Source organism: Achromobacter ruhlandii (assembly GCF_902859695.1).
Lineage (GTDB): Bacteria > Pseudomonadota > Gammaproteobacteria > Burkholderiales > Burkholderiaceae_B > Achromobacter > Achromobacter ruhlandii.
Map to the genome: position 1 here is coordinate 451027 of NZ_CADIJL010000003.1, position 10434 is coordinate 461460.

A 10434-nucleotide genomic window follows, 5' to 3' on the forward strand; every position below is an offset into this window, starting at 1 on the left:
CGCGATCCATCCAGTGACTCCAGGGCGTCGTTGCCGATCGCGCGGCGGCCTACAGCGCGGCGTTGACCGCCCAGCGCGCCACCAGCACCAGGATCACGACCAGGCAGGCGGCCATCAACAGGCCGGTGAGGATCAGCGGGGCGGGCTTGTTGTGGGCGATGTCGGCGTCGTAGCCGCGGCCGCGGCGCACGCCGAAAAAGCCCCACAGCACGGATTTGACCGTGCGCAGGAAGCTGAGCATGGCGGGTCTCCAGACAGGGGATGGACCCACTGTAGCCGCCCCGGCGCGGGCGCGGCAGGTGCAGATTGGCCTCAGGCGACCGTATCAGATGGCGCCGGCGGCAGGCGTGCCGATGCCGCGCACGATGTGGTCCAGCAGTTCGCGCGCGGCCGGCGAGATGTGGCGGCCGGCGCGGCTGAGCACGTGCAGGCTGCCCTGGTTGAGGATGGGGTTGGCCAGCGGCAGGCTCGCCAGCCGCATCGCGGCCATGTCGGCGGTGACGGCGATGGGCGGCGTCAGGGCATAACCGATGCCGGTGGCGGCGAACTGCCAAAGCGCCTTGAACGACGAGGTGGTCAGCACGTTGCGCAGCCGCACCTGCTCGCTGATCTCGGCGGCCTGGATGTGCTGGCGCACGCCGAAGCCTTCCTGCATCGCGGCGCCAGGGTAGTCGACCAGGTCGGTCAGCAGCAGCGGGCGCTGCAGGCGCGTCAGCGGATGCTCCTGGCGCACGATGGCGCGGATCGGCTCGGGGCGCGAATAGTGCGTGCGCAGCCGGGCATCGTTGGGCGGCTGGAACACCAGGCCGATGTAGGCCTGGTCATCGACGATGCGCTGCACGATTTCCGAGGTGCGGGCCACGTCGATGTCCAGCGTGACTTCCGGATGATTGCGCCAGTAACCGGGCAGGACGCGGTCGAACATCAGCTCGACGAAGCCTTCGCCCAGCACCAGGTCGATGTGGCCGCGCTCCGCCTTGCGCAGGCTGTCGATCTCCGAGAAGAAGCTCTCCTGGATGTTCTGCTGGCGCTTCACGTAGCGCGCCAGGATGTGGCCGGCGTCGGTCGGCACCACGCCGCGGCCGCGCCGTTCGAACAGCGCCATGCCGCAGTCGCGCTCCAGCGCGGCGATGGCGCGGCTGACGGCGGATGGGTCCATGTTCAGGACCTCGGCGGCGCCGCGCACCGAGCCGCGGCTCATGACCTGCATGAAGTAATGGGTGCGGCGAGCGTCGAGTTTTTCGTCCATGGGGAAGCTCCGTGGCGCAAAGGCATCGGTTCGGTCCGCAACATATTGAGGGTTTTCCCTTATATATTGCTGGTTCTTGCAAAAAATTCCCTGTCCAGGGGCGTCCGTTGCATTTTACGCAACACATTAGCCCTGGCGCTGTCATGGTTGGCCCGCCGGGCCCCGGGCGAAAATCGCCGCTGCCGCCCGCTCGCATCGCGAGCCGTCCCTACGGACCGCCCCGCGCACGCCGTCCCGCACCAGCCGTTCAGCGGGGCTGGCCCGCCACGGACATGCCGATCGGGCCGCGCCATACCTACTCACGTACTCAGGGGAATCCGATGTCTCAAGCCGGCGCCAGCCTGGCCATGCCCGCCATGTCGCTATCCAGCCGCCTCCGCATGCTCGTCGCCATCTTGCTGGTGGTGCTCGTGTCCGAAGCGATCGGCAGCGTCACCTTCGCGGTGGGCCCGGGCAAGATCGTTCTGCAGCCCATGCTCTGGGCCATCTTCATCGGCGCGGTCGTGGCCGCCTTCGGCCAGCGCCTGCCGGCCAACGCGGGCATCGACACCGCCATGCAGACCCGCATCAGCGGCTACCTGCAATACGCGCTGCTGCCGTTCCTGGCCAAGCTGGGCCTGATGGTGGGCGGTTCGCTGCCGCAGGTGCGCGAAGCCGGCTGGGCCCTGGTGTTCCAGGAATTCGGCCACTTCTTCGGCACCATGGCGATTGGCCTGCCGCTGGCGCTGCTGCTGGGCATCAAGCGCGAAGCCATCGGCGCGACGTTCTCGGTGGGCCGCGAGCCCAGCCTGGCGATCATCGGCGAGCGCTACGGCATGAATTCGCCCGAAGGCCGCGGCGTGATGGCCGAGTACATCACCGGCACCGTGATCGGCGCGCTGTTCGTGGCGCTGATGGCCGGCTTCATCACCAGCCTGAACATCTTCGATCCGCGCTCGCTCGCCATGGGCGCCGGCGTGGGCTCGGGCAGCATGATGGCCGCGGGCGTGGGCGCCATCGCTTCGCAGCAGACGCCGGAAGTGGCGCATCAGGTGGCCGCGCTGGCCGCCGCCGCCAACCTGCTGACTACGGTGGTGGGCGTGTACTTCACGCTGTTCATCTCGCTGCCGACGACTGTATTCCTGTACGGCAAGCTGGAGCCGGTGCTGGGCCGCTTCTCGCGCGGCAAGGCCGACACGGCCGCCGATGCCGCGGCCGCCACCGAAGCGCCGTCGCACGCCGTGAAGATGGGCTTCGGCGACCGCCTGACCGCCTACGCCGTGTGCGGCCTGTTCGCCCTGGTCGGCAATCAGTTCGGCTACAAGGTGCCGATCCTGGACGCGCTGCCCGGCATGCTGATCATCATTCTGCTGGTCGTGATCGCCGACCTGCTGCTGCGCGTGGTGCCCAAGCTGCCCGCCGTGGCGGTGCTGTCGCTGATCGCCATGACCGTGGGTTGCCCCGGCGCGGTGCCGTACTCGGACCAGATCATCGCCGCGGTCAACAAGGTCAACTTCCTGCCGTTCACCACGGTGATCCTGGCGATGGCAGGCCTGTCGATCCTGAAGGACCTGCCGGCCTTCCGCAAGCTGGGCTGGAAGATCGTGGTGGTGTCGCTGGCGGCCAACGCCGGCACCTTCCTGGGCGCGACGATGATCGCCGAGTTCTTCCACTGATCGGACGTCGCCGTCCGGCAAGTGCCAAGCCGCCCGTGGGGGCGGCTTTTTTCTTGCGTGGATCGGCGCAGCGGCACACATGAGCGCTATGTGAGGCGTCTCTACACGAGCCCTTCATGTCTCGCGCCAGGGCTCCCCCAAGGCGCGGGGCGCGCCTGCGCGGTTCAATCAAGTGCGCGCGTTGGGCCGGTAGCGGGCTTGATCGGTGACGTTCTCGGTGGGGCCGATGTTCTCGACCTTGGGGATGCCGAGGCCCGCGGCCTTCATGGCCACGGCGGTCTGCAGTTCCTGCACTTGCGGATTGCCCATGGCCACGCGGTAGGGTTGCAGCGGCGTCAGGCCCTCGATGGTGCCGAGGTCGTTGGCGCTGTCGGCGCGCAGCGCCACCGGATCGGGGCGCGCCGAGAATTCGTCGATGGCGCGGCGCAGGCGGGCGTCCGCGTACAGGTCGCGCAGCTGGTCGACATTGATGGCGGCGGGCGCGGCGGCCGCGAGGGCGACCGCTTTGGACGGGGCATTGGCGACGACGCGGCTGGTATCGGCGTCGTCGGCCTGCGGCGGGGCCGCGCGGGCGATGCGCTGGGCCTGCCACGCGGCCTGCGCCTGCGCGCTGCGTTGCGCCTGGCGCGTGGCGGCGTTACGGGCGGCCCATTCGGCTTCCCAGACGGGGCGGGTATCGTCCAGCAGCGGAATGCGCGCGGCATACGGCGGGGCGACGCGGGCGATGGGGGAGACGGCGGTCACGTTCATGCGTGGGCTCCCGGTGCAATGAGGTTACAGGTTGGTCTGGCCGGTATCTCGAAAGTTCAATATAGGCCGCGCCGCCGCCGCTGGCATTTCAATCTGTAAGGAAAGGCACCTGATTCGAATCGCCCTGTGCAGTCAGGCTGACTCCGCGCCTGCCGAAGGACTTTTCTGGCTCACCAAAAAGAGATTCCGATTGAACAAGGTCGGACGAGACAGGTTGGTTCGGAACTGCGCTTTTTTTTCCGTCCAGAGGACGGGGTTATTCCGCAGCCTTCGTCGTGCTCTCCACATGGATTTGAGATTGAGCAGAACGATGATGGGAAGCAGAAATGGAATAAGCAGCAGGGAAGAGGTGCTCTTGTGTGTCGGCAGTTCGCGAATGTCGGTGAAACCGGCCACTCGATGTAGCGTGCGCAGGCGTTGGACGCCCGCCAGGAAGATGTGGCCGTAGTAGGTCCGCGTTTGGGAGGCCCCGCCGGGCCCGGTATGCTCCATGCGCCAGGCCGACTCTTCGGCGGCATAGGGTGTATCACGCAGCAGTTGGGACTCAAACACCAAGTTGGCCAATCTGCCGACCAAATTGGAAATATTGGGTGTCGTGATCACCAGCGTGCCGCCAGGCTTCAGTACACGGTGGAATTCCTGCAAGGCAAGCAATTGATTCGGCAGATGCTCGATGCCTTCCTGGCATACGACGATATCGATCGAGTCGTCCGGAATAGGCAGGCGTTCGGCCAAATCCGCGAATTGGGCTTGGCCATCCAGTAAAAAGCTCTCTGGAAACAGATCATAGGCCAGTACGTCGGCCCCGGACTCCCGCAAAACGGCGGTTGCACGACCATCGCCGCACGGGATATCAAGAGCAACCTTTCCATGCAGTGTCGGCAGCGATTGGATGTATTGCTTGACCCAGGGATAGATGCCGCTGGTGGGAAACTTTGGAACAGGCTTGCTCATGAATCGGTGGTGCCACGCATACAGCAAAACGATTGATCTGGTTCAGCGGCGATGAGCGCATTGGTCCGCCGCAGCTTGATCAACATGGTTACCGATCGGGCATCGTGAAATCAATATATATGACAGGGCTGAGTTCCATATTCGCCCTTCACTCGGTCTGAAACTGATGGGTCATGCTTCAAGTGGGAAAGAATGCAGCATTAGGCTTCAATGAATCGAGCAGTCATGGCCCCGACATCTATTTGAAAAGTCGCGTGATCGACTCGAGCTATTTCACGATAAAAAAAGCCCCTGGCAAGCGCCAGGGGCGAGCGGCGGGCCCAAGGGGGCGCGCCGTACCGGGCGGCCGTTGCGCCTGGAGCCCGGCGGGTTCTCCAGGCCTGGCGGCGGCCCAAACCGGAGCGGGTCAGGCGTGCGGCAGCGTCGCCTGCATCGACGGGCGCTGGTTGAACGCCTTGAACCACGCGGCGACGGCGGGGTGGCCGGCGCGCCAGTCGAAATCGGGATAGCGGAAGTCCAGGTAGCCCAGGGCGCAGCCGACGGTGATGGTGCCGATGTCCAGGCGGCCTTCCAGGCGGGCGGCGGTCTTCTCGAGCAGCGCCAGGCCATCGCGCACCTTGCCCATCTGGCCCTCGTACCAGCCGTCCCAGCGCAGCGGCTCGGGACGCAGCACGGTCTCGTAGCGCGCCAGCAGCGCGGCGCCCAGCATGCCGTCGCCGAGCGACTGCTCGGCCAGCGCGGCCCAGCGGGTGGCGCCGGTGGGGAACAGCGCGCCCTTGCCCAGGTCGTTCAGGTATTCGCAGATGACGCGGCTGTCGAACAGGCGCTGGCCGTCGTCGGTGATCAGCGTCGGTACCTGGCCCAGCGGATTGTCCGGGATGATGTTCTGGTCGCGGGCCACGGGGCCGGCGGCGCTGGGCAGTTTCTCGATGCGGTCGGCCAGGCCCAGTTCGTGGGCGATGACCATGCATTTGCGCACGAAGGGCGAGGCGGGCGAAAAGTAGATCTTCATGGGGTTCCTTGTCAGGGGTGGTGCGTCAGTGTTGGCCACGGGCCAGGTGTTGTCCAGCGACCCAGCCGAAAGTCAGGGCGGGTCCGAGCGTGATGCCGGGCGCGGGATAGGCGCCGCCCATGACGGAATGCATGTCGTTGCCGGCCACATAAAGGCCGGGGATCGGTTGGCCGGCGGCGTCCAGCGCCTGCGCGTTGCCATTGGCGGCGATGCCGCAGGCGGTGCCGATGTCGCCGGCATAGACCTTGACCGCGTAATAGGGGCCGGCGCCGAGCGGGGCCAGGCAGGGGTTGGGCTGGTGCTCGGGATCGCCCAGGTAGCGGTTGTAGGCGGTGCTCCCCTTGCCGAAGTCCGGGTCCAGGCCTTGCGCCGCGTATTCGTTGTAGCGCGCGACGGTCGCGTGCAGCGCATCGGGCGGCACGCCCAGTTTCTGCGCCAGCGCCTCCAGCGTTGCGCCTTGCAGCAGGTAGCCGGCATCGATGAGATGCTGGCGCGGCCTTCCGCCGGGCAGCGCCAGGCCCAGCCCCCAGGTATCGATGAAGCGCTGGTCGCACAGCAGGAAGGCCGGCATGGTCGGCGCCTGTTCGTGGCTGCGGTACATGGCCTGCACGAAGGCGTGGTACGAGGTCGATTCGTTGACGAAGCGGCGGCCGGCGCCGTTGACGGCGATCAGCCCCGGCTTGGCGCGGTCCCACACCAGGTGCGGATAGTGCAGCCGCTTGCCGCCGGGTTGTTCCAGGATCGACACCGGGGCCCAGAAGGCGGGGCTGGAATGCCCCTGGCCCAGCGCCGCGCCGGCCTCCTCGGCCAGGCGGATGCCGTCGCCGGTATTGTCGCGCGGCGACATCGACCAGTCGTCGGTGGGGTGGGGATAGGTCTGGCGGCGGCGCGTCGAATCCCACGGAAAACCGCCCGTGGCCATGACCACGCCACGGCGGGCGCGGATGTTGATGTGCCGGCCTTCGTGCTCCACGGTGGCGCCCAGTACCGCGCCGCTGGCATCGCGCAGCAGCGCCAGCGCCGGCGTGTTGAGCCAGTACGGCACCTTGCGCGCCAGCATGGCGTGGAACAGTTGCGCTGCCAGCGCGTTGCCCAGCAGCAGGCGGGTGCCGCGGTGGTAGCCGCGCAGGCGGTCCGCGCCATAGCGCAGCACCAGCTTCATGGCGTGGCGCCACGAGGCGAACGCGCGGGTGGCGCGCAGCAGGTGGCGCACGTCCGTGATGCTGACCATCATGCCGCCCAGCACCGTGAATTCCTTGAGCGGATCGCGTAGCGTCTTGAAGTGACGGCCCAGCTTGCGGCCGTCGAATTCCACCGGATCGAGCGAGCGGCCGCCCATGGCGGCGCCGGGCAGGTCGGGGTAGTAGTCGGGCGAGGCGGTGCGCGCGGCCACGCGCAGGAAGCCGCGCGCGACCAGGTCATTCATCATGCGCGGGCCGGCGTCCAGATAGGCGCGCTTCATCTCGTCGGAGGCCGCGGCGCCGACGGTTTCCTGCAGATAGGTCCAGACCTTGTCGAAGCTGTCCGGATGGCCGGCGGCCTCCGTCTGTGCGTTCAGCGGTATCCATAGCGCGCCGCCGGAAATGGCGGTCGAGCCGCCGATGCGGTCGGTCTTCTCGATGAGCAATACGTCCAGGCCCGCCACGCTGGCGGTCAGCGCGGCGCTCATGCCGCCCGCGCCCGAGCCGACCACGAGCGCGTCGACTTCCTTGTCCCACTTGATGCTGTCCATGCTGCCTATGCTCCCGACCCGCCGAGCGACTTGCCGCCGTCCACGAAAATCACCTGGCCGGTGATGAAGTCCATTTGCGGCGAGGCCAGGAACGACACCGCGTTGGCCACGTCTCGCGGCTGGCCGGCGCGGCCCGTGGGCTGCAAGGCCAACTGGGCCGCCAGGCGCTCGGCGCTCAGGTTGCGCAAGAGCGGCGTGTCGATCAGCCCGGGGGCGATGGCGTTGACCAGGATGCCGCGCGCCGCCAGCTCCATGGCCGAGGCGCGGGTGTAGCCCACCAGCGCGGCCTTCGAGGCCACGTAGTGCGGATGGTTGCGCGCGCCCAGGTAGGCGCGCGAGGCGATGTTGACGATCTTGCCGCCGGCGGCCATGTCGCGCGCGGCTTCCTGCGTCAGCGTGGCGACGGCCAACAGGTTGACGTCGAACATGCGGCGGTAGTCGTCGCTGGAGACGTCGAAGAACTTGCGTTCGTCGAACAGGCCGGCGTTGTTGACCAGCGCCGCCAGCGGCGCCAGTTCGCGCACCAGGGCGCGGGTGGCGTGTTCGTCGGCCAGGTCGACCACGCGGTAGTCCACATCCAGGCCCTGCGCGCGCAGCGCCTGGGTTTCCTGGTCGGCCAGGGCCGCGTTGCGGTCGGCCATGACGACCCGAAAGCCGTCGCGCGCCAGCCGTTCTACGATCGCCAGGCCCATGCCGCTGGCGCCGCCGGTCACCAGCGCGGTGCCACGAGAATTGAGGGGTTCCATATCGATTCCTATACGGCCAGGTAGCCGCCGTCCACCGGCAGCACCACGCCATTGACGTAGCTGGCCATGGCCGAGGCCAGGAACAGCACGGGGCCGACGATCTCGTCGGCGCGTCCGGCCCGCGCCATCGGCGCGCGCCGCATGTACCAGTCGGTGCCGTGGGCCTGGGCGCGCTGGCCGGCGGTCATCTCGGTTTCCATCAGGCCGGGGGCCACGGCGTTGACGCGCACGCCGTGCGGCGCCAGGTCGCGCGCCAGCACTTCGGTGAAGGAGCGCACGCCGCCCTTGGAGACCACGTAGCCGGCGGTCGAGATGCCGCAGCCGTAGGCCACGATCGAGCACAGGTTGACGATGGCGCCGCGGCTCGCCTTGAGCTGTTCGACAAAGGCGTGGGTGACGTTGAAGGTGCCTTGCAGGTTCACGTTCATCACGCGTTCCCAGATCTGCGGCGTCTGCGGATCGTCGAACGGCGCCCGCGCCGAGATGCCGGCGTTGTTGACGAGCACGTCGATGGGGCCGTGGCGCGCTTCGCATTCGGCGGCGAAGGCGCGCACCGCGGCGGCGTCGGTCACGTCCAGCGCGGCGTCGATGGCGCGGCCGCCGGCGGCCGCGATGGCCTGGGCGCTGGCGCGCGCCAGGGCGGGATCGAGGTCGGCCACGATCACGCTGGCGCCTTCGCGGGCGAAGCCCTGCGCGATGGTGGCGCCCAGGCCGCGTCCGGCGCCGGTGACGAGGACTCGCTTGTCTTGCATCATCAGGGTCATGGTTTGTTGGCTCCTAGCCGCCCAGGTAGGCGCGCTGCACGCCTTCGTCGCTGGCCAGCGCGGCCGATGCGCCTTCCAGCGCGATCTCGCCGTTTTCCAGGATGTAGGCGTAGCTGGACACCGACAGCGCCAGCTTCACGTTCTGCTCCACCAGCAGGATGGTGATGCCCTGCTCGCGGTTCAGGCGCAGCACGATGTCGAAGATCTGTTCCACCACCAGCGGCGACAGGCCCATGGACGGTTCGTCCAGCAGGATCATGCGCGGCCGCGCCATCATGGCGCGGCCGGTGGCCAGCATCTGCTGTTCGCCGCCAGACAGCGTGGCGGCCTTCTGTTCGAAGCGCTCGCGCAGCCGCGGGAAGGTGTCGCAGACCATGTCCAGGTCGGCCTTGACCGCCTGGCGGTCCTGGCGCAGGTAGGCGCCCATTTCCAGGTTCTCGCGCACGCTCATCTCGCGGAAGATCTCGCGGCCTTCCGGCACCTGCACGATGCCGCGGCTGACGATGGCGTCGGCCGGCTGGCGGTGGATGGCCTCGCCGGCAAAGCGCACGCTGCCGGCGGTGGGCGTCACCAGCCGCGAGATCACGTTGAGCGTGGTGGACTTGCCGGCGCCGTTGGCGCCCAGCAGCGCGACGATGGCGCCTTGCGGCACCTTCAGCGACACGTCCTGCAGGGCGCGGATATTGCCGTAGGCGGCGCTGACCGATTCGACTTCAAGCAGGTTCTCAGCCACCGGCGGCTCCCTTGCCCAGATAGGCTTCGATGACGCGGGGGTTGCTGCGCACCTCCGCGGGCGTGCCTTCGGCGATCTTCTCGCCGAATGACATGACGGTGATGCGATCCGAGATCGACATCACCAGCTGCATCACGTGCTCGACCAGCAGCACCGTGATGCCGTCGCGTTCGCACAGCTCGGTGAGGATGCGGTCAAGCGTCTCGATTTCGCGGTTGCGCAGGCCGGCGGCGGGCTCGTCCAGCAACAGCAGCTTGGGCGAGATGGCCAGCGCGCGCGCCAGTTCCAGCATCTTCTGGCGGCCGAAGTCCAGGCTGCACGCGGGCGTGTCGAGGAAGTCGGCCAGGCCGACGCGTTCCAGCAGGTGCTCGACGCGTTCGCGCGCCTCGGCATTGGCCGGACGCAGCAGGCGCGAGGCCGTGTTGGCGCCGTGCGCATAGGTGCCCAGCAGCGCGTTCTCGCGCACCGTCAGCGCGCTGAACAGTTCCAGGTTCTGGAAGGTGCGGGCCACGCCCAGCGCGGCCATCTCGTGCGGCTTCTTCTTTGTGATGTCGACGCCGTCGAACACAATGCGGCCCTGCGTCGGCCGGTAGTAGCGCGAGACGCAGTTGAAGGTGGTGGACTTGCCGGCGCCGTTGGGGCCGATCAGCGCGTGGATGCGGCCGCGCTCGACCTGCATCGACAGGCCGTTGATGGCGGTCAGGCCGCCGAACTTCACCGTCAGGCCCTGGACGTCGAGGTAGGGTTGGGCGCTCATGCCGCGCTCCTTTGCGTGGGTTTGGCGGTCGCGCCCTGCGCGTCCCGGCGCGCGGGCAGCGGCGCGGCCGGCGGCGGCGCGC

11 protein-coding genes are annotated in these 10434 nt (G+C 68.0%); 1 reads left to right on the forward strand and 10 read right to left on the reverse strand.

What is annotated here, in order from left to right; genetic code table 11:
• Positions 1 to 49: 49 nt before the first annotated feature.
• Positions 50 to 241 carry a DUF2970 domain-containing protein gene (locus HV742_RS06515; protein WP_006390012.1) on the reverse strand — a complete coding sequence of 64 codons (192 nt, stop codon included), beginning with the start codon at positions 239 to 241 and terminating at the stop codon, positions 50 to 52.
• An 84-nt stretch (positions 242 to 325) separates the two neighbouring features.
• A complete protein-coding gene (locus HV742_RS06520; RefSeq protein ID WP_063581625.1) occupies positions 326 to 1249 on the reverse strand; it encodes a LysR family transcriptional regulator in 924 nt (307 codons plus the stop codon).
• Between the two features lie 320 nt (positions 1250 to 1569).
• Between HV742_RS06520 and HV742_RS06525 the strand changes: the two genes are divergently transcribed.
• Entirely contained in the window at positions 1570 to 2904 is a 1335-nt protein-coding gene (locus HV742_RS06525) for a DUF3100 domain-containing protein (protein ID WP_049076640.1), read from the forward strand.
• Positions 2905 to 3072: 168 nt separating this feature from the next.
• On the opposite strand, the gene HV742_RS32435 is transcribed toward HV742_RS06525, so the two are convergent.
• The 8 genes from HV742_RS32435 to HV742_RS06565 all read right to left on the reverse strand — a co-directional run bounded on the left by HV742_RS32435 (position 3073) and on the right by HV742_RS06565 (position 10352).
• Complete coding sequence (locus tag HV742_RS32435) at positions 3073 to 3654, reverse strand: hypothetical protein (RefSeq protein WP_064527320.1); 582 nt, start codon at positions 3652 to 3654, stop codon at positions 3073 to 3075.
• Between the two features lie 132 nt (positions 3655 to 3786).
• A complete protein-coding gene (locus HV742_RS06535) occupies positions 3787 to 4635 on the reverse strand; it encodes a class I SAM-dependent methyltransferase (RefSeq protein ID WP_278991307.1) in 849 nt (282 codons plus the stop codon).
• 379 nt (positions 4636 to 5014) lie between these two features.
• Positions 5015 to 5620, reverse strand: coding sequence for a glutathione S-transferase (locus tag HV742_RS06540; RefSeq protein WP_006390017.1), 606 nt, complete (start codon positions 5618 to 5620; stop codon positions 5015 to 5017).
• Between the two features lie 25 nt (positions 5621 to 5645).
• Positions 5646 to 7352, reverse strand: coding sequence for an FAD-dependent oxidoreductase (locus HV742_RS06545; protein WP_175144707.1), 1707 nt, complete (start codon positions 7350 to 7352; stop codon positions 5646 to 5648).
• A 5-nt stretch (positions 7353 to 7357) separates the two neighbouring features.
• Positions 7358 to 8098 carry an SDR family NAD(P)-dependent oxidoreductase gene (locus tag HV742_RS06550; RefSeq protein ID WP_063581622.1) on the reverse strand — a complete coding sequence of 247 codons (741 nt, stop codon included), beginning with the start codon at positions 8096 to 8098 and terminating at the stop codon, positions 7358 to 7360.
• 8 nt (positions 8099 to 8106) lie between these two features.
• On the reverse strand, positions 8107 to 8862 hold the full coding sequence (locus HV742_RS06555; RefSeq protein ID WP_175144708.1) for an SDR family NAD(P)-dependent oxidoreductase: 756 nt from the start codon (positions 8860 to 8862) through the stop codon (positions 8107 to 8109).
• Positions 8863 to 8875: 13 nt separating this feature from the next.
• Positions 8876 to 9595 (reverse strand): ABC transporter ATP-binding protein, encoded by a 720-nt coding sequence (locus HV742_RS06560; protein WP_024070589.1) that lies wholly within the window; start codon positions 9593 to 9595, stop codon positions 8876 to 8878.
• Entirely contained in the window at positions 9588 to 10352 is a 765-nt protein-coding gene (locus HV742_RS06565) for an ABC transporter ATP-binding protein (protein ID WP_063581620.1), read from the reverse strand. The genes HV742_RS06560 and HV742_RS06565 overlap by 8 nt, the downstream gene beginning before the upstream one ends.
• Positions 10353 to 10434 lie beyond the last annotated feature (82 nt).